Raw genomic sequence first — 21,365 nt, forward strand, 5'->3', positions numbered from 1 at the left:
CGTCGCGAACCTGCTCGCGACGCGGGATCCTTTCCCGACGGAGGACATGGATGTTCGGCGACTATTCGATTGGCGACCTCGGCTCGATCTTCGTCATGCAGGGGTTTGCCGGACTGATCCTGTTCTCCGTCTACGTCCTGATGGCACTCGGCCTTGCGATCATCTTCGGCCAGATGGGCGTCATCAACATGGCCCACGGCGAGTTCATGATCCTCGGAGCCTACGTCACCTGGATGACTTCCAATCTCTTCCAGGCCTATTTGCCGAGCCTCTTCAGCGGCTACTTCTTCCTTGCCATGATACTGGCCTTCCTCGCATCGGGCGCGCTGGGCATGCTGGTGGAATGGGGGCTGATACGGCACCTCTACAAGCGCCCGCTCGATACGCTGCTCGCGACCTGGGGCCTCAGCCTGATGCTGCAGCAGGCCTATCGCTCGGTGTTCGGCGCGCGCGAGGTCGGCGTCGAGCTGCCGCAATGGATGCTGGGCTCGCTGCGCGTCACCGACAGCATCGAGGTGCCGATCAACGGCGTCTTCGTGATGTGCCTCACCGTGCTGATCACCATTGCCGTCGCCTACGTTCTCTACATGTCGCGCTGGGGCCGTCAGGTCCGTGCGGTCGTGCAGAACCGCATCATGGCCGGCGCGGTCGGCATCAACACCGAGAAGGTCGACCGCTACACCTTCGGGCTCGGCTGCGGCATCGCCGGTGTCGCCGGCAGCGCCTTCACCATGATCGGCTCGACCGGGCCGACGTCGGGCCAGCTCTACATCGTCGACACCTTCCTCGTCGTCGTGTTCGGCGGCGCCGCCAGCCTGCTCGGCACCATCGCCTCGGCCTTCTCGATCTCGCAGACGCAATCGACGCTCGAGTTCTTCATGTCGGGCTCGATGGCCAAGGTGCTCACGCTGCTCGCCGTCGTCGGCATCCTGATGCTGCGGCCGCAGGGTCTGTTCGCCCTCAAGGTCCGCAAATAACGAGAAGCAGGAAAGTCATGATCATCAACTCACGCTTCTTCAACCGATCCGAACTGATGGGCTTCATTGCGCTCGCCGCCGTGCTGTTCGTGATCCTGCCGCTGACGCTGGACGTGTTCCGCCTCAACCTGGTCGCGAAATACCTGACCTATGCCTTTGTCGCGATCGGCCTCGTGCTGTGCTGGGGTTATGGCGGCATCCTGAGCCTGGGGCAGGGCGTGTTCTTCGGCCTCGGCGGCTATTGCATGGCGATGTTCCTCAAGCTCGAGGCCTCAAGCGTCGAGAACACCAAGATCCAGTCGACGCCCGGCATCCCCGATTTCATGGACTGGAATCAGATCACGGCGCTGCCGTTCTTCTGGCAGCCGTTTCACAGCCTCACCTTCACCATCCTCGCCATCATCCTGGTCCCCGGCCTGTTCGCCCTGATCATCGGCACCGCGATGTTCAAGCGCCGCGTCGGCGGCACCTATTTCGCGATCATCACCCAGGCCGTCGCCGCCATCCTCACCATCCTGATCGTGGGACAGCAGGGCTATACCGGCGGCATCAACGGCATGACCGACCTGCGCACGCTGAAGGGTTGGGACATCCGGCCCGACCACGCCAAGATCGTCCTGTACTTCGTCGAGGTGGTGTTGCTGTTCGCCTGCATCGGCATTGCGCAGTTCATCCGCCTGACCAAGCTCGGACGCATCTTGGTGGCGATGCGCGAGCAGGAGGACCGCGTCCGCTTCTCCGGCTACAGCGTCGCCAATTTCAAGATCTTCGCCTTCTGCATGGCTGCGATCTTCGCCGCGATCGGTGGCGCCATGTTCGCGCTCAACGTCGGATTCATGTCGCCGTCCTTCGTCGGCATCGTGCCGTCGATCGAGATGGTGATCTACACCGCGGTCGGCGGGCGGATGTCGATCTTCGGCGCTGTCTGGGGCGCCATCCTGGTGAACTTCGCCAAGACCAGCCTGTCGGAATCCTTCCCTCAACTCTGGCTGTTCGGTCTCGGCGCGCTGTTTATTGCGGTCGTGCTCGCTTTCCCCAACGGCCTGTCCGGGCTTTGGGCCGATTACGTGCAGCCCCGCATCGACCGGCTGTTCGCCTCGCGCAAGCCGAAGGCGGGCTGGACCGACAATTCCGTCGCCGACGGCGCACCGGCAGAGTGAGGAGGCGATCATGCTCATCGGTCATCAGCCCAAGGACTTCCTGCTCGCGGTCTCCGGCCTCACCGTCTCGTTCGACGGGTTCAAGGCGGTCAACGACCTCTCCTTCTATGTCGAGGAGAACGAGATCCGCGTCATCATCGGTCCCAACGGCGCCGGCAAGACCACGGTGCTCGATTTGATCTGCGGCAAGACCAAGGCGACCTCGGGCTCGATTCAGTTTCGTGGCAAGGAGCTCACGAAGATGAGGGAGAACGAGATCGTGCAAACCGGCGTCGGTCGCAAGTTCCAGACGCCGTCGGTGTTCGAGGATCTCACCGTGTTCGAGAATCTCGAGATCTCGTTTCCGCGCGGCCGCACCGTGTTCGGCTCGTTGACCTTCCAGCGCGATCAGCCGGTGAAGGAACGGGTCGAGGAAGTCGCCGAGATGATCTTCCTCAAGGACAAGCTCAACACCTATGCCGACGAGCTTAGCCATGGCCAGAAGCAGTGGCTCGAGATCGGCATGCTGCTGATCCAGGATCCCGATCTGCTGATGCTAGACGAGCCCGTCGCCGGCATGAGCGTGTCCGAACGCGCCAAGACCGCCGAGCTGCTCAACCGCATCATCAAGAACCGTTCGGTGCTGGTGATCGAGCACGACATGAAGTTCGTCGAGGACATCGCGCACAAGGTCACCGTGCTGCACCAGGGCCAGATCCTTTCGGAAGGGACCATGGAGAAGGTGAAGAACGATCCCAAGGTCATCGAAGTGTACCTGGGCCATTAAGGAGCACGCTGATGCTGGCTATTTCCGATCTCCACGTCGCCTACGGCCAGAGCGAGGTGCTGCACGGGCTCAACGTCAAGGTCGCGGCGAACGAGATCGTCGCGATCATGGGCCGCAACGGCATGGGCAAGACCACGCTGATGAAGTCGCTGATGGGCATCCTGCCGGCCAAAAGCGGCTCGGTGAACATGGACGGCGCCGAGCTCGGCAACCTCAAGAGCTTTGAGCGCGTCGCCAAGGGCCTCGCCTATGTGCCGCAGGGCCGCATGATCTTCTCCACCATGACGGTGAAGGAGAACATCGAGACCGGGCTCGTCGTCTCGGGCGGCTCCGAGGTGCCTGACGACATCTACGAATTGTTCCCGGTGCTGCTCGAGATGAAAGGCCGCCGCGGCGGCAATCTCTCCGGCGGACAACAACAACAATTGGCGATCGCGCGCGCGCTCGCCACCAAGCCGAAGGTGCTGCTGCTGGACGAACCGACCGAAGGCATCCAGCCCTCCATCATCAAGGAGATGGCGCGCACCCTCAAGCGCATCCGCGACGAGAAGGGGCTGTCGATCGTCGTGTCCGAGCAGGTCCTCAGTTTCGCGCTCGACATCGCCGACCGCGTGCTGGTGATCGAGAACGGCGAGATCGTGCGCGACGATCCGCGCGATGCCGTCGATGCCGCGCAGGTCTCGAAATATCTGTCCGTCTAACCAACCGTGTAAAAGGGGAGCATCTCGATGCCAGAGACACTGATCAAGGTCGATCTCACCAAGTCGGCCTATGAAAACGACATGGTGCACAACCGCTGGCACCCCGACATCCCGATCGTGGCCTGGGTCAATCCCGGCGACGATTTCATCATCGAGACCTATGACTGGACCGGCGGCTTCATCAAGAACAACGATTCCGCCGACGACGTGCGCGACATCGACCTGTCGATCGTGCACTTCCTCTCCGGCCCGATCGGCGTCAAGGGCGCCGAGCCCGGCGACCTTCTCGTGGTCGACCTGCTCGACGTCGGTCCGCTCAAGGAGAGCCTGTGGGGCTTCAACGGCTTCTTCTCCAAGCAGAACGGCGGCGGCTTCCTCACCGACCATTTCCCGCTGGCGCAGAAGTCGATCTGGGACATCAAGGGTCTCTACACCTCGTCGCGTCACGTGCCCGGCGTCAATTTCGCCGGTCTCATCCATCCCGGCCTGATCGGCTGTCTGCCCGATCCGAAGATGCTGGACACCTGGAACAAGCGCGAGGCCGAGCTGATCTCGACCAACCCAACCCGCGTGCCCGGCCTTGCCAACCCGCCGTTCGCGCCGACCGCCCATGGCGGCCGCGCCAAGGGCGACGTCAAAGCCAAGATCGGTGCCGAGGGTGCGCGCACCGTGCCGCCGCGCGAGCATGGCGGCAATTGCGACATCAAGGATCTCTCGCGCGGCTCGAAGATCTACTTCCCGGTCTACGTCCCCGGCGCGGGCCTATCGATGGGCGACCTGCACTTCAGCCAGGGCGACGGCGAGATCACCTTCTGCGGTGCGATCGAGATGGCCGGCTGGCTCCACCTGAAGGTGGAAGTGATCAAGGACGGCATGTCGAAGTACGGCATCAAGAATCCGATCTTCAAGCCGTCGCCGATCACGCCGAACTACAAGGACTATCTGATCTTCGAAGGTATCTCGGTGGACGAGGCCGGCAAGCAGCACTATCTCGACGTCCACATCGCCTATCGCCAGGCCTGCTTGAATGCGATCGAGTATCTCAAGAAGTTCGGCTATTCCGGCGCCCAGGCCTATTCGATCCTCGGCACCGCGCCGTGCCAGGGCCACATCTCCGGCGTGGTCGACGTGCCCAATGCCTGCGCCACGCTGTGGCTGCCGACCGAGATCTTCGACTTCGACGTGATGCCGTCGGCGGCCGGTCCCATCAAGCACATCACCGGCGACATCCAGATGCCGATCTCGCCGGACAAGTGACGCCGCGCTCCCTCTCCCCGTTCTCTCGGGAGAGGGGCGGGGTGAGGGGCTGTCCCGGACGCCCGGAGGCAGCGCGTTGTGTGAACAGGCAAGAGCGTAGGTGATGCGATGCCGGTCTACGAATATCTCTGTGACGATTGCGGTCCCTTCAAGGACCTGCGCCCGATGGCGGAATGCGACGATCCGCAGAGCTGCCCGCACTGCGAGACGATGGCGCCCCGCGTCATCCTGACGGCGCCGAACTTCTTCTGCATGCCGGCGGAGAAGCGCAAGGCGCACGCCGTCAACGAGCGCAGCACGCACGCGCCGCAGACGCTGGCGCAATATAAGGCTTCCCATGGCCCGGGCTGCGGCTGCTGCTCCTCGGGCAAGACCGTGAAGGACAAGGGTTTGGCGGACAGGAAGAAGCCGGCGCGGCTGATGACCAAGACCAGGAGCGGCGCCAAGGGCTTTCCGACCGCACGCCCCTGGATGATCAGCCACTAACCCACGCCAGCATCAGACAACAGGAGCGCTCGACATGCTTCACGGTGACATCTCCAGCAGCAACGACACGGTCGGCGTCGCGGTGGTCAATTACAAGATGCCCCGCCTGCACACCAAGGCCGAGGTGCTCGACAACGCCCGCAAGATCGCCGACATGATCGTCGGCATGAAGGTCGGGCTGCCCGGCATGGATCTCGTGATCTTCCCGGAATATTCCACACAAGGCATCATGTACGATGCCAAGGAGATGTACGAGACGGCCTCGATGGTGCCGGGCGAGGAGACCGCGATCTTCGCGGAAGCCTGCCGCAAGGCCAAAGTGTGGGGCGTGTTCTCGCTCACCGGCGAACGCCACGAGGAGCATCCGCACAAGGCGCCCTACAACACCCTGATCCTCATGAACGACAAGGGCGAGATCGTGCAGAAGTATCGCAAGATCATGCCCTGGGTGCCGATCGAAGGCTGGTACCCCGGCAATTGCACCTATGTCTCCGAGGGGCCGAAAGGCCTCAAGGTCAGCCTGATCATCTGCGACGACGGCAATTATCCGGAGATCTGGCGCGACTGCGCCATGAAGGGGGCGGAGTTGATCGTGCGCTGCCAGGGCTACATGTATCCGGCCAAGGAGCAGCAGGTCATGATCTCAAAGGCCATGGCCTGGGCCAACAACGTCTATGTCGCGGTCGCCAATGCCGCCGGCTTCGACGGCGTCTATTCTTATTTCGGTCACTCCGCGATCATCGGCTTCGACGGACGCACGCTCGGCGAATGCGGCGAGGAGGATTACGGCATCCAGTACGCCCAGCTGTCGAAGCATCTGATCCGCGACGCGCGCCGCAACGGCCAGTCGCAGAACCATCTCTACAAGCTCGTTCATCGCGGCTACACCGGCATGATCAATTCCGGCGACAGCCCGCGCGGCGTCGCCGCGTGCCCGTATGATTTCTACAAGAACTGGATTAGGGATCCCGAAGGCACGCGCGACATGGTCGAGGCAATGACCCGCTCGACGCCGGGCACTGATGAATGTCCGATCGATGGCATTCCGAATGGGTCGTCTCCGAGCAACTATTGAGCCTTCGCCAGCCCTGCGTGTTGGACGACCAGCCAGATGTGAATAGCCATCCATGACGGCGGTCGTCCTGACGCATTCGTTCATGCGCGGAATGGGAATGGCGCTGCAAAACCGTGGCGCGGCCGCAACATGGGCTGTCGAATCTGGCCGAATCTCGGTCGCATCGGCGGATTCTCGAGCTCCCGTAGTTCTACTGCCCGTCTTCATCGCCTAAGTTCCCGCGGCGCCATTGGGGAGCGCCGCAGGTTGGGGGACGCGTGTTGAGGGCCTGGTTGCGATCGAGCGGGTGGGGTTGCCTGCTTCGGAGTGCCGCGGCCATGCGCACGGCATCCGGGGCGGGCCTCGTCTTCAGCGCGGTGTCTCTGGCCGGTCCCAGCCAGGCACAGCAGGTCTTCAACGGATCGCAGATCACGCCGAACGGCGCCGTCAACGGCGGAGGCGGCGTTTGGGACAACACCGCGACCAACTGGACGGACGCCTTCGGCGCGGTCAGCACCGCCTATGACCCCGCATCAGCCGGCACGCAATTCGGCAGCAGCGGTCCTTCGACACCGGCCACGGGCGGCACGGTGACGGTGACGCCGGTTGGCGTGCAACTCACCAGCCTGGTGGGGTTCGACATCACGGGCGACAGTTCGATCTACACCATCCAGGGCGGCGATCTCAGGCTGGCTCCGGGCGGCACCACCTTCATCACCGCGGACGTAACCGGCACCAGCGATCCGTCGGCCATGATCGCTTCGCGCATCGTCGGCAGCGGCGGCATCAACGTTCAGGGCTCGGGCACCCTGGCGCTGCTCGGGGCCAACACCTATGCCGGAGGCACATTCATCTGCAACTGCGGATCCCTGCAGCTCGGTGACGCGACGCATACCGCGAGCATCGTCGGCGCCGTCACCAATGAAGGCCTCTTCAGCGTCGTCAATGCCGACACGTCCGGGGTCACCTCGCTCCTGAACGCCTTCTCCGGGACGACGCTGTTTCGCAACGCCAGCTCCGCCAGCTCGATCGCCATCACCAACAACGGCCAGCTGTATTTCGGCGACCCGAACGGGGGCGGCTCCGACACCGCGACCGCCGGTCGGGCGACCATCGTCAACGACGGCGGCTTGATCGGCTTCTTCGCACGGACCAATGCCGGCACCGCCAGCATCACCAACCAGAACGGCGGCAGCACCGCATTCGTCGAACAGGCCTCGGCAGGCTCGGCGGCGATCGTGAACAAGGATTTCAGCGGGACCGTGTTCGGCACGCTGGCCGGCTCCGATACGGCGACCGCCGGCCATGCAACCATCATCAATGAAGCCGACGGTCTCACCAATTTCGGCGCGTTCACGACGGCCGGCGATGCGACGATCATCACAAAGGCAGGCGGCAAAACCGAGTTCTTCGACAATTCCACCGGCGGAAACGCCCGCTTCATCACCACCGGAACGGGCATCGTCGATTTCGGCGTCAGCGTCGGTCCGAACGGCGACGGCCGCATCACCGCGGGTTCGATCGAAGGCAGCGGTTTCTATTACATCGGCGGCGCCAATACCCTCGTCGTTGGCAGCAACAACCTCTCGACCGACGTCAGCGGCGTCATCGGCGATTACGATCCCTGCGGTTGCCGCCCGATCGGGCCGGGTTCGCTGGAAAAGGTCGGCAGCGGCACGCTGATCCTCTCGGGCACGAACACCTACACCGGCACCACTACGGTGAATGGCGGCATCCTGCGGGTCGATGGCGATATCTCCCAATCCAGCCTGACCACCGTCAATTCGGGCGGCGCGCTGTTCGGCGCCGGCATCGTCGGCAATACCGCGATCGCCAGCGGCGGCATCTATGCGCCGGGTGACGGGGGACCGGGCTCGAGCATGCAGGTTCAGGGCGATCTCGCCTTCCAGCCCGGCTCGGTTTACGTCGTGCAGGTCGGCAGCGGATCGAGCGCGAGCCATGCGCTCGTCAGCGGCAATGTGGCGCTGAACGGCACGGTCGGTGTCGCGCTGTATGCGGGCGCCGCCGTGATGAAGCACTACTCGATCATGCAGTTCCTCGGCACTTCCAGCGGCAATTTTTCCGGCGTTGCCGCGCCGGGCGGCCTCATCGGGACGACGAGTGTCGGATCGAACGAGGTCTTTCTCGATTTTGCGCTCGACTACGGCGCGAAGTACGCGCTCAACGTCAATCAGAAGAACGTCGCGACGACGCTTCAGGATTTCTTCAATGCCAACGGTTTCCTGCAAGCCGAATTCGCAGGCCTCGGGCCCAGCGGCCTGGCGCAGGCCTCCGGCGAGCCGGCGACCGGGGCGCAGCAGACCACCTTCAACGCGATGAACCTGTTTCTCGGCCTGCTGACCGATGTCTTCGACTCGGGACGCAGCGGCACGTCCGGTGCGACGCCGTTTGCCCCCGATGCTCAAGCGCGCGGCAAGAACGCGCGCGACGCGTTCGCCGCGATCAAGGCTCCGGCGGCGACCTTCGAGCAGCGCTGGGACGTGTGGGCGGCCGGCTATGGCGGCTCGCAGACCACCGACGGCAACGCCGGCCTCGGCTCGAACAACACCACCAGCAGCGTCTATGGCACCGCCGTGGGCCTCGACTACCGCTTATCGCCGTCGACGATTGCGGGCTTCTCCCTCGCAGGCGGCGGGACCGGATTCAACGTCAGCGGGCTCGGTTGGGGGCGCTCCGATCTGTTCCAGGCCGGCGCCTTCGTGCGTCATGCGGCCGGACCTGCCTATGTCACGGCGGCGCTCGCTTATGGCTGGCAGGACGTTACGACCAATCGCGTCGTGACGGCCGCGGGCTATGACCAGTTGCGGGCGCAGTTCAACGCCAACGCGGTCTCGGGCCGCATCGAGGGCGGCTATCGCTACGCCATGCAATGGGCCGGCGTCACGCCCTACGCCGCACTACAGGCCACCTTGTTTGGCCTTCCCTCCTACGCAGAGTCGGCCGTGGTCGGCAGCAACGTCTTCGCGCTCAGCTATGGTGCCAAGGACGTGACCAGCACCCGCTCCGAGCTCGGCCTGCGCGCGGACCGGTCCTTTGCCGCGGCCGGTGGCCTGATGACCCTGCGCGGCCGGCTCGCCTGGGCGCATGATTACAATCCGGACCGCACGGCCGCAGCCGTGTTCCAGACGCTGCCGGGTTCGGCCTTCGTCGTGAGCGGCGCCGCCCTGGCGCGCGATTCGGCGCTGACCACGGCATCGATGCAGATGAACTGGATGAACGGCTGGTCCGCATCGGCGACCTTCGAGGGCGAGTTCTCGAACGTCACGCGCTCCTATGCCGGCAAGGGTCTGGTGCGCTACGCGTGGTAGGCTAGAGAATGATCCGGAAAAGTGTGTAGCGGCTTTCCGAAAAGATCATGCTCAAACATAAGCTAAAGCGCGATGACGATTCATCCTAATCGCATCGCCCTTTAGCGTTGCTTCTGCTCCGTGGGCCGGCGCGGGGGCCGCGGCGGCGCCGGCGTGCCGCTCATTTTGTTGGCGGCCTCGCTGACGTCGAGCAGCGAGCGGCGAATGTCTTCGAGGTAGGATGCCGACTTCTTCTTCATGGTGCCGGCAAGCTCGTGCAGTCCCTGGATCTTCTCGAACAGCTCGTCGGCCTTGCCATCGACGAAGCCCGGCACCGCGCCCTCGATCTTGGCGACCGCCTTGTCGAAGCCCGCAAAGGCGCTATCGACCTTGGCCATGACCGAATCGATCTCGGCGCCCTTGCTCCTGAGGTCGGCGGTATAGGTCTCGAACGTGTGCAGGCCCTCCTTGATCCCTGGGGCGTTGTTCACGATGGTGCGGTCGACGCTGTGCAAGGTTTCGACGATGGTTTCGGCGTCGCTGAGATCGGCGGTCAGCACGGGAATCCCATCCGCGTCCAGCGGCACCGCCGGTGCAGAGGGGGCGCCGCCGATCAGCGAGATCGCGGCAATGCCGGTGAGGCCCTGGAACTCGATTCCGGCCACGGTGTCCTTGCGGATCGGTGCGGTGTTGTCGAGCATGACGAGCGCCACGATCCTGCGCGGACTCTCCAGCTTGATCGACTGGATCTGGCCGGCGGGCACCCCGTCGAAATTGACCGGCCCGCCGCGGCGCAGCCCGCTGGCGGAGCCGCCCTCGAACACCACGCGCAACTGGCTGCGGCTCTGGATGGTGCGCCATTTCTGCACGCCGAGCAGGCCGCCGAACGCCACGGCGATCGCCGCCAGCGTTGCCGTTCCGATCACAAGATTGCTCGCGCGTGCCATGTGGGGGGATTTTACGGCCAAAGCGGGGAAGTTGGAAGGAGCCCGCGATGCTACGTAGGGCGGGTTAGCGAAGCGTAACCCGCCGCTTTCGCTCCGCAGCCATGTAATTTGGTGGATTACGCTGCGCTAATCCACCCTACGCTTCTCAATGCCCGGCCGCCCGCCTTGCGGCTGCATTGTTCAGCACAATCAGGGCATCGACGGCCACGCCAGTCCTGGTGTTGATCAGGAACGGGTTGATGTCGATCGAGGCGATACGATCGCCCGCATCCACAATCAGGTTGGATAGCCCGACCAGGGCCTTCACCGCCGAGGCCTCGTGCAAGACCGGCCTGCCGCGATAGCCGCGCATCTTGATGCCGGCCTTGGTGCGGCCGATCAGGAGCCGTGCTGCGGCTTCGTCCAGCGGCGCGCCGGCGAGCGCGACGTCCTTCATCAGCTCGATGTCGATGCCGCCGGTGCCGAACAGCACGACCGGCCCCATCTCGGCGTCGAGCGAGGCGCCGACCACCAGCTCGAGCTCGGCCTTGACCTGCTGCGCGATCAGGATGCCGTCGAGCTTCGGCTTGCCCTTGAGCTTCGCCACGCGCGCGGTGATGTCGGCGAACGCCTTCTTCACCTCGGCTGCGCTGTTGAGGTTCAGCACCACGCCGCCGATGTCGGACTTGTGCAGGATCTCCGCACTGACGAGCTTTGCCACGACCGGAAAGCCGATCTGCTTGGCAATTTTGACGGCGTCTGCCGCGGTCTGTGCGATCGCCTCCTTCGAGATCGGGATGCCGTAGGCCTTGAGCAGCTTCTTCGAGGCGACCTCGTCGAGCGCGGCGCCGGTCGCCGATGTCAACGTCTTCTCCAGCACGGCGCGCGCGGCGGGTTTCGAGCTCGAGACGATATCGGGCACCTCCTTGCGCAGCTTCGCATAGGCGAGCAGCGACTTGATTGCGGTCACCGCGCGGTCCATGCCCTGCATCACCGCGAGATGCGGCAGCGACTTCCGCAAATCCTTGGTGTACTCGGTGAAGCCGATCGACATCGCGCTGATGTAGATCACCGGCTTGCCCGCCTTGCTCGCCATCTCGTTGACGATACGCAAATTTCGCTCGCGCAGCTCGTGCGGCGCCTTCGGCAGTTCGGCATCGACGATGACGATGTCGATATCGGGGTCGTCGATCATCAGCTTGATCGATTTCATGTAGACGGAGGGATCGACCACCGCGGCAAAGCCGGCATCGAGCGGATTGCCGACGATCGAGCCGGGGCCGAGCATCTTCGCCAGCTCCGCGCTGACATGCGGGCTCAGCGGCGCGAAGTTCAGGCCTGCAGCGTAGAAGGCGTCGATCAGCATGCCGCGCTTGCCACCGGAGAGCGTCACCGCGGCGAGCCGGTCGCCTTTCGGAACGGCCGCGTGCACGAAGCACTCGGTGGTCTCGATCAGCTCGTCGAGGCCGCCGACCCGGATCACACCTTCGCGCGTCGCGATAGCGTCGAACGTCTCGATCGAGCCGGCGAGCGCGCCGGTATGCGCCATCGCCGCGGCGCGGCCGCCTTCGGAGGCGCCGAGCTTGAGCGCGATCACCGGCTTGCTCGCCGCGCGCGCCGCCTTGCAGGCATCGCGGAACGCCTTGGTGTTGCGCACCCCTTCGAGATAGACGACGATCACCTTGATGCTCGGATCCTCGGCGAAATAGCGCATCAGATCCGGCGTTTCGAGCCCGGCCTCGTTGCCCGTGGTCACCATGTAGCCGACACCGACGCCCCGGTCTTCCAGCGTCTGGCGGATCGCCATGACGATGGCACCGGATTGGCCGGCGATCGCCACCGCGCCCTGTTCCATAGTGACGATGCGATCGTCGATATTGGTGAAGAGCTTTTCGCCGGCGCTCAAATTGCCGAGGCAGTTCGGGCCGGTGACGGCGAGCCCCGTCTCGCGCACGGCCGCCTGCAGTTCGGCAGCGAGCTTCTGGCTTTCGTCATCCTGCAGCTCGCTGAAGCCGGAGGTGACGATGGTGGCCGAACGCGCGCCGGCTGCGGCGGCATCGCGGATCACCTGCACGGCAAAGCGCGCAGGCACCAGCACCAGGACGTGATCGGGCTTCTCCGGAAGGCTCGCAAAATCCTTGTAGCAGGGAACGCCCCAGATGGTGTCCCGCTTGGCGTTGACCGGATAGAGCCCGCCTTCGAAACCGTACTTGATCAGATTGTTCCAGATGCGCTCGGCATAGTTGCCGGGCTTGTCGGTCGCGCCCACCAGCACGACGTTATGCGGGTGCAGCATGGCATGGATGCCCTTGACGATGTCGCTGGCATCGGGTGGCGGAAACCATGGACGGGACGCGGACGCAGCAGACACATGGGCTTCCATGGCGTGACCTCACCTGTTGTTCTTATTGGTGTCGCGTCACTCTGTTCTATGGCGAGTCCTTTGGCAACTGTGTGGCTGGTATGCCGTGTGGTGGAATGAAGCGCGCACCGGTGCGTGTCAGTCCGATCGGCGATCTATCCGTCGGCGCCAATCAATGTCGCATGCAAGATGTAGCGCTCGGGTCCGGATGTGACTGCATCGAATGGCCAGCAGGTCGCGAGAACAAGCTCGAAACCCTGTGCCATGGGATCGATGCCGGATGCATCGAAGCGAACCACGGCCGAGGAATCCGCGCGATAGCGAAAGTGTCGACCGTCACTGCGCGTGACATCGATGACGTCGCCAATGGCAACATCCTTCAGGAAGCGGAAATGAGTGTCGCGATGGGCGGCATAGACGGCAATCCCGCGTTCGCCCGCATCAGCCGTGTGCTGGATATGGCCGGGCCCGAAAGCGAGCGCCTGCCCGCTCGCGCCTTCCAGTACGATGGCGCTGGCACCGATCCGCTTCACCTCGATCCGCGCGACCGGCCAGGTGTCGGCCCATGACCAGGGCTTTACCGCGACGCCCGTCGCCACACTCGTGTCGAAAGCGCGCTCCAGCAGCACCTGCGCCAGCCACGCCTTGGCGTGGATATAGGCGCCGTCGCCGAACAGGACGAGGCCGATCAGCGCCAGGATCAGCGGAGAGATGACGCGGGGCATTTTATCCACACTCGTCATTGCGAGCGAAGCGAAGCAATCCAGAGAGTCTTTCAGCAGAGGCAGCCTGGATTGCTTCGCTGCGCTCGCAATGATGGTGAGAAAAAAGGCGCGCGCGGCCGTTTGGAAGGGACGGGCAGCCGCGCGCGCTAACAGAGGAGTTCGGGGGGCTCCTCTCTCAAGCGGCGTCGGTGAGCAAGGTCCGACGCCGGTTGAACACGAACAGGATCAGGGCAAGCACGATCAGGATGAAGCCTGCGATCATCTTCAGCTCGGCCGAGGTCGCGGTTTTGGGCAGGCGGATCGCGTCGGGCGCAGCAGGCATCGGCCGTCGCGTCGCCGGCTGATTGCGCGCATCGGCATGGCGCTCGTGCAGCTGCGTTGGCGTCAGATGCGGCCGCTCGCCGAATACCTTCTCGAAGTCCCAGCCCGCGGGCAGGTTAATCGGCAGCTCGCTGAGCTTGAGCGGTTCGCCTTCGGGACGGCTTGGCGTCTTGTCGACCGCGACGAGGCTGGTCAGCCGCGTGACGATCTGATGGTCGAGCGCCAGCGCCAGGATCGCCTTGTCAGCTTCCTCCGGCGTCATCTCGCGCAGGGTGCGCGCGGCCTCCGCATCGGCGATCTTCCGCCTGGCCCAGAGCTTCGACAAGCCCTTGCCTTCGGCTGCGTTCTGCAGCGGCAGCGTCACCGACCACGGACGGTCGCCGACGCGGCCCTTGATATCGAGCGAGCCTGCGAGCTTGTCGAGCCTCGCCGCCAGCACCAGGGGCTCGTCGCGATAGACGTCGGGAATGATCGCCGGGGTGATGTCGGCCTGCGCTTCGGAGAACGTTGCGGTGAGGCCGGTCACGGCCGGATTCTCCAGCCTGGCGAACAGGCCGCGCATGCGCTCCTCCACCTGCTCGGTGGAGCCGATATGGGTGAAGGCGCCGCGGCCGAGCTCGGCGGCGCGGGTCATCAGATAGGTGTTGGGCGCGGACCCGATGCCGACCATGAAGACGCGCGAACGGCCGCGCATCGTCGTGATCGCATCGAACAATTGCTGCTCGTTGCCGATCGCGCCGTCGGTCAGGAACACGACCTGGCGGACCATGCCGGTGTCGCCGAGCCTGTCGGTCAGCGCCGCGCGCATCGCCGGCACCATCTCGGTGCCGCCGCGCGCCTGCAAGGCGCCGACGAAGAAGGTCGCCTCGCCGATATGCGTTGCATCGGCCGGTACGGAGGCCGGAAACAGCATGTCCATGGTGTCGTCGAAACGGATCACGTTGAAGCGGTCATTCGGCTGCAGGCGGCCGAGAGCGTAGAGCAGGCTTGCCTTGGCCTGCACGATGGACGTGCCGCCCATCGAGCCGGAATTGTCGATCACGAACACGACCTCGCGCGGCAGCAGCTTCTGCGCCGCCTGCTCGGCGCTCGGCGGGGTGACGAAGGCGAGCAGGTAATCGGCATCGCCAATGTGCTCGCGGAACAGGCCGACCGACGGTGCGTTCTCGGCAACCGGCTTCCAGGTCAGCTCGAAATCACGGTCGGCGGAAACGGCTCCATCGGCGAGCGTCACCACGCGCGTCATGTTATCAGGACTTTCCGTCTTGACGTTGTGATGGTGGCTCGTGACCTCGCCGAGCGCAAAGCCGGCCTGCAGGCGCACCGTGATGCTGGTCGGATTGACCGGCGCATGTTTGGCGGGATCCAGCACAGGGGGTGAGATGCGCTCGCGATCAGGCACCGGGTCCGACGTCGCCGCGCCCCAGCCCGAGCCATCCTTGCGGAATTCGACGCTCTGGATGATTGGTGCGGGATTGTAGCGCGGCCCGACCACGAGCGGCAGGCGCAACGAATATTCGTTGCCGACTTGACGCACCGGCTCCTGGTACTCGATCTGCACCAGCACGGTTTCGCCGGGACCGATATTGGCAACCGAGTTGGTGAAGATGTTCGGCCGCTCCTGCTCGGTGAGCGCGGCCTTCTGGCCGGCGCGGCGCGCCTCCTCGTAGATCACGCGCGCCTGCTGGCGTTCCTTGATGTCTCCGATGATGACGCGATCGCCGACCACCATCTTCAGCGTGTCGACGGCGCCGCCGGCTGCGAGCGGATAGACGTAGGTGGCCTCGACCCAATCCTTGGTCGGGTTGCGGAATGCTTGCGTGACGCGGGCGCGCAAGGTCGCGCCCGACACGGTGATGTCGATATCGGTCCCGAGGCGGATCGCCTCGAGGGTGGCGCCGTCCTCCTTCAGCAGCAGGCTGCCCGACCGTGCTTCGCCGGGCTGGAGCAGGCTGGCCTGTTCGGTCGTTGCCGACCAGCTCGCCCCGAAACTCACCAGCAGGGCCAGGAAGGCGACCAGCATCACGGCGATGCCTTGCGCCAGAAGGAACAGTCCGACCTTGATGAGGCGGCTCAACAGCGGGTGGTCGTCGCTATCGGCCGTGTCGTAGGCGTTCATTTGGCTTGCTCCGAAGCAGGTTTGCTGGTCCTCAGCATCCGCCCGCGGGGCGGCCTTTCGCGAGCAGAATGATCGGCAATGTTCCGCCGCGGCCGGCCCAGGCTCGCTTGAGCCGGGGCGGTCATGTGCGGTTTTGTGCTGGTTTGTCCGCCCTGCTAGAGTGACGGCCTGGAGCGGGGCTGACGATGCAGACGCAGGACAAACTCACCGACAAGCAGCTTTCCGACGAGCAGAGCCGCGAGATCGCCGAGACCATTCGCGAGGAGCTCGCCCGGCGCCGGATGTCGCGGCAGGCGCTGGCCGAGCAGGCCAAGCTCAGCCTTTCGACGCTGGAGAAGGTGCTCGGTGGTCGGCGGCCGTTCACGCTGGCGACGACGGTCCGGCTGGAGCAGGCGCTCGGCGTCTCCTTGCGCAAAAGTGTCGTCGTGTCGACGCCGCCGGCCGCAAACGACGTCGCGCCCGACAGCCTCGGCTCCTATGCCCACCGCGCGGTGACCTGGCTCGAGGACGTCTACATCACCCTGCGGCCGTCGTTCGGCGACAAGGACGCGATCTTCGCCTATCGCACCGAGATCGCCTGGGAGCCGAAGATCTCGTCGCTGGTCTTTCGCGAGGGCGAGCGGACCGATGCCGCCTACGAGCATACCGGCGAGGTCGCCGTCCCCCATCAGTCCGGCTTCATCTACCTCGTCATCATCAAGCACGGCCAGCACCGCGTGATCACGGTGTCGCGGCCGACGGTATCAGGCGAGATGTACGGCATCATCTCGACGCTGCGCGCAGGACCCGGCTCGCAGCTCACGCCGATCGCGGCGCCGATCGCCTATGTGCCGCTCCGGAATATCCCAAAACCTTCCTTGGGCCGGGTCGCGCCCGAGGATCCCAACCATGTCCTGTACCGACAGCACTTGCGCCGCACGGTGGAAGAGCCGTTTGCGCTGTTTCTGACGTTGTGACAGCAATCCGCTGGGGGGTGCGTTGCTGGCTTGCTCGAAGCGTCCGCGCCGATCAGCCACTCCGCGCAAGTGAGCGGCCGAGGTTCGAGCCATGGTGGCCGAGACGAATCCGGTCGAGGCAAGTCTCGCGATGAAGAGCCCGTTCTATACCGCCGAGCATGACGCGTTCCGCGACGTGATGCGGCGCTTCGTCGAGAAGGAGATCGCGCCGTTCGCCCATGACTGGGACGAAGCCGGCGAATTCCCGCGCGAGCTCTATCGCAAGGCGGCTGGAATCGGCCTGCTGGGACTTGGATTCCCGGAGGAATATGGCGGCATCGCCGCCGACCAGTTCATGAAGATCGTCGCGAGCCAGGAGCTTGCGCGTGCCGGCGCGGGCGGCGTCAGCGCCAGTCTGATGAGCCACACTATCGGCTCTCCCCCGATCGCGCGGGCCGCACGGGCCGAGGTGAAGGCACGCGTGCTGCCACAGGTGCTGGCCGGCGAGAAGATCTCCGCACTGGCGATCACCGAGCCGGGCGGCGGCTCGGATGTCGCGAACCTGCGCACCCGCGCGCGGCGCGACGGCGATCATTACGTCGTGAGCGGGGAGAAGACCTTCATCACGTCAGGGATGCGTGCCGATTACCTGACGGTTGCGGTGCGGACCGGCGGCGAGGGCGCCGGCGGCGTCAGCCTGCTCCTGATCGACGGCGATACGCCCGGACTGTCGCGCACCAAGCTGAAGAAGATGGGCTGGTGGGCCTCCGACACCGCGACGCTGCATTTCGACGCATGCCGCGTGCCAGCCGAGAACCTGATCGGCGAGGAGGGCCAGGGCTTCAAGATCATCATGCAGAACTTCAACAGCGAGCGCATGGGCATGGCCGCGAGCTGCACCGCTTTTGCCCGCGTCTGCCTCGACGAGGCGATCGCCTACGCCAGGGAGCGCCAGACCTTCGGCAAGCCGCTCGCACAGCACCAGGTCATCCGCCACAAGATCGTCGACATGGCGCAGAAGGTCGCGGCATCGCAAGCCATGCTGGAGATGCTGGCCTGGAGGCTCGAGCAGGGCGAGAGCCCGGTCGCCGAAATCTGCATGATGAAGAACCAGGCGACGCAGACCATGGCGTTCTGCGCCTCGGAAGCGGTGCAGATCTTCGGCGGCGCCGGCTTCATGCGCGGCATCAAGGCCGAGCGCATCTACCGCGAGGTCAAGGTCAACGCCATCGGCGGCGGCACCGAGGAGATCATGAAGGATCTGGCGTCGCGGCAGATGGGGTTGTGAGCCCGGTCATTCCGGGGCGTGCGCAACGCGCACGAACCCGGAATCCATCGGGCCGCACGTACCGTAGAAGAATGGATTCCGGGCTCGCGCTACGCGCGCCCCGGAATGACGAGAGGACAGAATGCTATTCACCGCCGACCACGACGACATCCGCCGCTCCCTGCAAAAATTCATCGCGGGCGAGATCAATCCGCACGTCGATGAGTGGGAGAAGGCCGACATCTTCCCCGCGCACGAGCTATTCAAGAAAATGGGCAGCCTCGGCTTCCTCGGCCTGAACAAGCCGGTGGAGTTCGGCGGCTCGGGCCTCGACTATTCCTACGCGTTGATGATGGCGGAGGAGCTGGGCGCCATCACCTGCGGCGGCGTGCCGATGGCGATCGGGGTGCAGACCGACATGGCAACGCCCGCGCTGGCGCGGTTCGGCTCCGACGAGGTGCGGCGCGAATTCCTCACCCCCTCGATCTCCGGTGACTACGTCGCCTGCATCGGCGTCTCCGAGCCCGGCGCAGGCTCGGACGTCGCCTCGATCAAGACCCAGGCGCGTTCCGACGGCGACGATTACGTCATCAATGGCGGCAAGATGTGGATCACAAACGGCACCCAGGCCGATTGGATCTGCCTGCTCGCCAAAACCGGCGACGGCCCCGTTCACCGCAACAAGTCGCTGATCTGCGTTCCCATGAAGAGCAAGGGCGTCACCGTCGCGCGAAAGCTCGACAAGATGGGCATGCGCTCCTCCGACACCGCGCAGATCTTCTTCGACAATGTCCGTGTGCCCAAGCGCAACCGGATCGGTGAGGAGGGCCAGGGTTTTACCTACCAGATGATCCAGTTCCAGGAGGAGCGCTTGTGGGGCGCGGCCGCCTGTCTGAAGGCGCACGAATACATCATCGACCAGACCATCGAATACACCCGCAACCGCAAAGCCTTCGGCAAGTCCATCCTCGACAACCAGGTCGTGCACTTCAAGCTCGCGGAGATGCAGACGGAGGTCGAGCTCCTGCGCGCGCTGATCTATCGCGCCGGCGAGCAGCTGGTCGCCGGCGAGGATGTGACGCGGCTCGCGACCATGGCCAAGCTGAAGGCCGGCCGGCTCGGCCGCGAGCTCACCGACGCCTGCTTGCAATATTGGGGCGGAATGGGCTTTACCAACGAGACACCGGTCAGCCGCGCCTATCGCGACAGCCGCCTGACCTCGATCGGCGGCGGCGCCGACGAGGTCATGCTGATGGTCCTGTGCAAGATGATGGGCACGCTGCCCGGCAGCAAAGGAAACGCCTGATGATCACGCTCTATCATTGCGACGCCGCGCGCTCGTTCCGTCCGCTCTGGATGCTGGAGGAGATGGGGCTGCCCTATGAATTGAAGATGCTGCCGTTCCCGCCGCGCGTCTTCGCCAAGGATTATCTCGCGCTCAATCCGCTCGGCACCATCCCCTTCATGATCGACGGCGAGACCAGGATGACGGAGTCCTCCGGCATCTGCCACTACCTCGGCATCACATACGGCCCGACGCCCTTGATGGTCGGCCCTGAAGATCCCGCCTACGGCATGTTCCTGAACTGGATGTACTTCAGCGACGCCACGTTAACCTTCCCGCAAACGCTGGTGCTGAGATACACCCAGCTTGAGCCGGAGGAGCGCCGCAACCCGCAGGTCGCCACCGATTACGCGAAATGGTTTCTGGGGAGACTGCGCGCGGTCGAGGCAGCGACCGCGAATGCCGAAACATTGTGCGCTGGCCGCTTCACCGCCGCTGACATTGTCATCGGCTACGCGCTTCGGCTCGCAAGCAATATCGGGCTTGCCAAGGATTTCGGGCCAAACGTCGCGGCCTATTGGGCGCGCCTGCAGCAGCGCGAGGGTTTCAAGCGCGCGGTTGCTGCGGAGCAAAAGGCCGGGCAAGAGCAGAATGTCGCGCCGAGGGTGAGGGCGTAAGGAGGGCTGTCATTCCGGGGCGCGGAAGCGCGATCCCGGAACCTCGGGATTCCCGGTTCGCGCTATTGCGCGTCCACGACGCGCCATGTCTTTTGACAGCGCTATCCTACCGTGACAGCGCCCAAATTTCCGCTAAGGTGACCACCGTCCGCAGCGGCCAGAGAGCCGCGCGAGGAGGAACCCAATGGAATATAACGGTCGCGAATCCGACCACCTGATGCTGATCACGCCGGAGCGGGTGTTTTATGCAGGCCTGCTCGGCCGTCCCCGCAAACGGACACCCGGCTGCTGCCATGTCTATGTCGCGGTGAAAGGCAATCTGCACCTGACCATCGACGACGTTCTCGCCACCGGCGAGTTGTTCGTCACCCTGCCGAACCAGCGGCACTCCATCGCCAGCGACTACCGCACCGTGATCAGCGTGACGCTGGAGCCGGAAAGCATGCCGGATGGCGTGATCGAAGCCTTGGCCGCGCGCCTCACCGGACCGGACCAGGCCGCTTATGTCCGCAAGATCCTCGCCGCCTACGCCTTGCTGCGTCAGCGCCGCTATGGCGACATCACCACGGCCGAGTTCGACGAGATGTGCTTCGGCGAGGCGCTCCCGCGCCGTGTGCTGGATCCGCGCGTGATGCGCGCCGTGGCCCGCATCGAGCGCTTCTCCGGCGAGCCGGTGACGGCAGATACCTGCGCCGCTGAAGCCGGCCTCTCGGCCTCGCGCTTCCTGCACCTGTTCAAGGAGGAGACCGGCATCTCGTTCCGCTCCTTCCGCGCCTGGAAGCGCGCCCGGTATCTGCTGCACTTCGCCAACCAAGACCTCAACCTCGCCCATCTGGCGCAGGACATCGGCTATCCCGATTCTACGCATTTCAGCCACTCGATCCGCCGCTTCTACGGATTGAAGCCGCGCGCGATCTTCGTCGGCTCGCGCGATCTTGCGATCTATCGCAGCAACGAGACCGTGCGGATGGCGGAGGCGAGCTAGGCACGCTCTCGTAGGGTGGGCAAAGCGTAGCGTGCCCACCATCTTTGCCAAACA

17 protein-coding genes are annotated in these 21,365 nt (G+C 64.6%); 13 read left to right on the top strand and 4 right to left on the bottom strand.

The window, feature by feature from the left end; all coding sequences use genetic code 11:
* The first annotated feature begins 50 nt into the window (after nucleotides 1-50).
* The 8 genes from urtB to ACVWYQ_RS24820 all read left to right on the top strand — a co-directional run bounded on the left by urtB (nucleotide 51) and on the right by ACVWYQ_RS24820 (nucleotide 9,730).
* Nucleotides 51-977 carry an urea ABC transporter permease subunit UrtB gene (gene urtB, locus ACVWYQ_RS24785; protein ID WP_036002129.1) on the top strand — a complete coding sequence of 309 codons (927 nt, stop codon included), beginning with the start codon at nucleotides 51-53 and terminating at the stop codon, nucleotides 975-977.
* Between the two features lie 17 nt (nucleotides 978-994).
* Nucleotides 995-2,137: an urea ABC transporter permease subunit UrtC gene (gene urtC / locus ACVWYQ_RS24790; protein WP_456726478.1), complete on the top strand. Its 1,143-nt coding sequence runs from the start codon at nucleotides 995-997 to the stop codon at nucleotides 2,135-2,137.
* 10 nt (nucleotides 2,138-2,147) lie between these two features.
* Complete coding sequence (urtD, locus tag ACVWYQ_RS24795) at nucleotides 2,148-2,903, top strand: urea ABC transporter ATP-binding protein UrtD (protein ID WP_271541778.1); 756 nt, start codon at nucleotides 2,148-2,150, stop codon at nucleotides 2,901-2,903.
* A gap of 11 nt (nucleotides 2,904-2,914) precedes the next feature.
* Nucleotides 2,915-3,604: an urea ABC transporter ATP-binding subunit UrtE gene (urtE, locus tag ACVWYQ_RS24800; protein WP_036002119.1), complete on the top strand. Its 690-nt coding sequence runs from the start codon at nucleotides 2,915-2,917 to the stop codon at nucleotides 3,602-3,604.
* Nucleotides 3,605-3,631: 27 nt separating this feature from the next.
* Complete coding sequence (fmdA, locus tag ACVWYQ_RS24805; protein ID WP_028133835.1) at nucleotides 3,632-4,861, top strand: formamidase; 1,230 nt, start codon at nucleotides 3,632-3,634, stop codon at nucleotides 4,859-4,861.
* Between the two features lie 108 nt (nucleotides 4,862-4,969).
* Complete coding sequence (locus ACVWYQ_RS24810; RefSeq protein ID WP_157285380.1) at nucleotides 4,970-5,347, top strand: FmdB family zinc ribbon protein; 378 nt, start codon at nucleotides 4,970-4,972, stop codon at nucleotides 5,345-5,347.
* Between the two features lie 34 nt (nucleotides 5,348-5,381).
* A complete protein-coding gene (locus ACVWYQ_RS24815) occupies nucleotides 5,382-6,422 on the top strand; it encodes an aliphatic amidase (RefSeq protein ID WP_404545264.1) in 1,041 nt (346 codons plus the stop codon).
* A gap of 317 nt (nucleotides 6,423-6,739) precedes the next feature.
* Nucleotides 6,740-9,730 carry an autotransporter outer membrane beta-barrel domain-containing protein gene (locus ACVWYQ_RS24820; protein ID WP_404545265.1) on the top strand — a complete coding sequence of 997 codons (2,991 nt, stop codon included), beginning with the start codon at nucleotides 6,740-6,742 and terminating at the stop codon, nucleotides 9,728-9,730.
* Nucleotides 9,731-9,831: 101 nt separating this feature from the next.
* Here the strand turns inward: ACVWYQ_RS24820 and ACVWYQ_RS24825 are convergent, their stop codons facing one another.
* The 4 genes from ACVWYQ_RS24825 to ACVWYQ_RS24840 form a co-directional block, all read right to left on the bottom strand.
* Complete coding sequence (locus ACVWYQ_RS24825; RefSeq protein ID WP_404545268.1) at nucleotides 9,832-10,656, bottom strand: MlaD family protein; 825 nt, start codon at nucleotides 10,654-10,656, stop codon at nucleotides 9,832-9,834.
* A 145-nt stretch (nucleotides 10,657-10,801) separates the two neighbouring features.
* A complete protein-coding gene (locus tag ACVWYQ_RS24830; RefSeq protein ID WP_404545269.1) occupies nucleotides 10,802-13,018 on the bottom strand; it encodes an acetate--CoA ligase family protein in 2,217 nt (738 codons plus the stop codon).
* A gap of 134 nt (nucleotides 13,019-13,152) precedes the next feature.
* Nucleotides 13,153-13,722 carry a class GN sortase gene (locus tag ACVWYQ_RS24835; RefSeq protein ID WP_271541788.1) on the bottom strand — a complete coding sequence of 190 codons (570 nt, stop codon included), beginning with the start codon at nucleotides 13,720-13,722 and terminating at the stop codon, nucleotides 13,153-13,155.
* Nucleotides 13,723-13,897: 175 nt separating this feature from the next.
* Nucleotides 13,898-16,162 (bottom strand): marine proteobacterial sortase target protein, encoded by a 2,265-nt coding sequence (locus ACVWYQ_RS24840; RefSeq protein WP_404545271.1) that lies wholly within the window; start codon nucleotides 16,160-16,162, stop codon nucleotides 13,898-13,900.
* 185 nt (nucleotides 16,163-16,347) lie between these two features.
* Here ACVWYQ_RS24840 and ACVWYQ_RS24845 point away from each other — a divergent pair, with 185 nt between their 5' ends.
* From ACVWYQ_RS24845 to ACVWYQ_RS24865, 5 genes are all read left to right on the top strand, one after another.
* Complete coding sequence (locus tag ACVWYQ_RS24845; protein WP_271541792.1) at nucleotides 16,348-17,118, top strand: helix-turn-helix domain-containing protein; 771 nt, start codon at nucleotides 16,348-16,350, stop codon at nucleotides 17,116-17,118.
* A 130-nt stretch (nucleotides 17,119-17,248) separates the two neighbouring features.
* Entirely contained in the window at nucleotides 17,249-18,385 is a 1,137-nt protein-coding gene (locus tag ACVWYQ_RS24850; protein ID WP_404546411.1) for an acyl-CoA dehydrogenase family protein, read from the top strand.
* A gap of 121 nt (nucleotides 18,386-18,506) precedes the next feature.
* Complete coding sequence (locus ACVWYQ_RS24855; RefSeq protein WP_404545273.1) at nucleotides 18,507-19,670, top strand: acyl-CoA dehydrogenase family protein; 1,164 nt, start codon at nucleotides 18,507-18,509, stop codon at nucleotides 19,668-19,670.
* Complete coding sequence (locus ACVWYQ_RS24860; RefSeq protein WP_404545276.1) at nucleotides 19,670-20,326, top strand: glutathione S-transferase family protein; 657 nt, start codon at nucleotides 19,670-19,672, stop codon at nucleotides 20,324-20,326. Before ACVWYQ_RS24855 ends, ACVWYQ_RS24860 begins: the two co-directional genes overlap by 1 nt.
* Nucleotides 20,327-20,510: 184 nt before the next feature.
* Nucleotides 20,511-21,311, top strand: a complete 801-nt coding sequence (locus tag ACVWYQ_RS24865; protein ID WP_404545277.1) for a helix-turn-helix transcriptional regulator — start codon at nucleotides 20,511-20,513, stop codon at nucleotides 21,309-21,311.
* Nucleotides 21,312-21,365: the final 54 nt, after the last annotated feature.

It is taken from the genome of Bradyrhizobium sp. USDA 3397 (assembly GCF_054060965.1).

Bases quoted from the DNA above. Each gene is read 5' to 3' on its own strand.
- urtB (WP_036002129.1), top strand. From the start codon at position 51: ATGTTCGGCGACTATTCGATTGGCGACCTCGGCTCGATCTTCGTCATG.
- urtC (WP_456726478.1), top strand. From the start codon at position 995: ATGATCATCAACTCACGCTTCTTCAACCGATCCGAACTGATGGGCTTC.
- urtD (WP_271541778.1), top strand. From the start codon at position 2,148: ATGCTCATCGGTCATCAGCCCAAGGACTTCCTGCTCGCGGTCTCCGGC.
- urtE (WP_036002119.1), top strand. From the start codon at position 2,915: ATGCTGGCTATTTCCGATCTCCACGTCGCCTACGGCCAGAGCGAGGTG.
- fmdA (WP_028133835.1), top strand. From the start codon at position 3,632: ATGCCAGAGACACTGATCAAGGTCGATCTCACCAAGTCGGCCTATGAA.
- ACVWYQ_RS24810 (WP_157285380.1), top strand. From the start codon at position 4,970: ATGCCGGTCTACGAATATCTCTGTGACGATTGCGGTCCCTTCAAGGAC.
- ACVWYQ_RS24815 (WP_404545264.1), top strand. From the start codon at position 5,382: ATGCTTCACGGTGACATCTCCAGCAGCAACGACACGGTCGGCGTCGCG.
- ACVWYQ_RS24820 (WP_404545265.1), top strand. From the start codon at position 6,740: ATGCGCACGGCATCCGGGGCGGGCCTCGTCTTCAGCGCGGTGTCTCTG.
- ACVWYQ_RS24825 (WP_404545268.1), bottom strand. From the start codon at position 10,656: ATGGCACGCGCGAGCAATCTTGTGATCGGAACGGCAACGCTGGCGGCG.
- ACVWYQ_RS24830 (WP_404545269.1), bottom strand. From the start codon at position 13,018: ATGGAAGCCCATGTGTCTGCTGCGTCCGCGTCCCGTCCATGGTTTCCG.
- ACVWYQ_RS24835 (WP_271541788.1), bottom strand. From the start codon at position 13,722: ATGCCCCGCGTCATCTCTCCGCTGATCCTGGCGCTGATCGGCCTCGTC.
- ACVWYQ_RS24840 (WP_404545271.1), bottom strand. From the start codon at position 16,162: ATGAACGCCTACGACACGGCCGATAGCGACGACCACCCGCTGTTGAGC.
- ACVWYQ_RS24845 (WP_271541792.1), top strand. From the start codon at position 16,348: ATGCAGACGCAGGACAAACTCACCGACAAGCAGCTTTCCGACGAGCAG.
- ACVWYQ_RS24850 (WP_404546411.1), top strand. From the start codon at position 17,249: ATGAAGAGCCCGTTCTATACCGCCGAGCATGACGCGTTCCGCGACGTG.
- ACVWYQ_RS24855 (WP_404545273.1), top strand. From the start codon at position 18,507: ATGCTATTCACCGCCGACCACGACGACATCCGCCGCTCCCTGCAAAAA.
- ACVWYQ_RS24860 (WP_404545276.1), top strand. From the start codon at position 19,670: ATGATCACGCTCTATCATTGCGACGCCGCGCGCTCGTTCCGTCCGCTC.
- ACVWYQ_RS24865 (WP_404545277.1), top strand. From the start codon at position 20,511: ATGGAATATAACGGTCGCGAATCCGACCACCTGATGCTGATCACGCCG.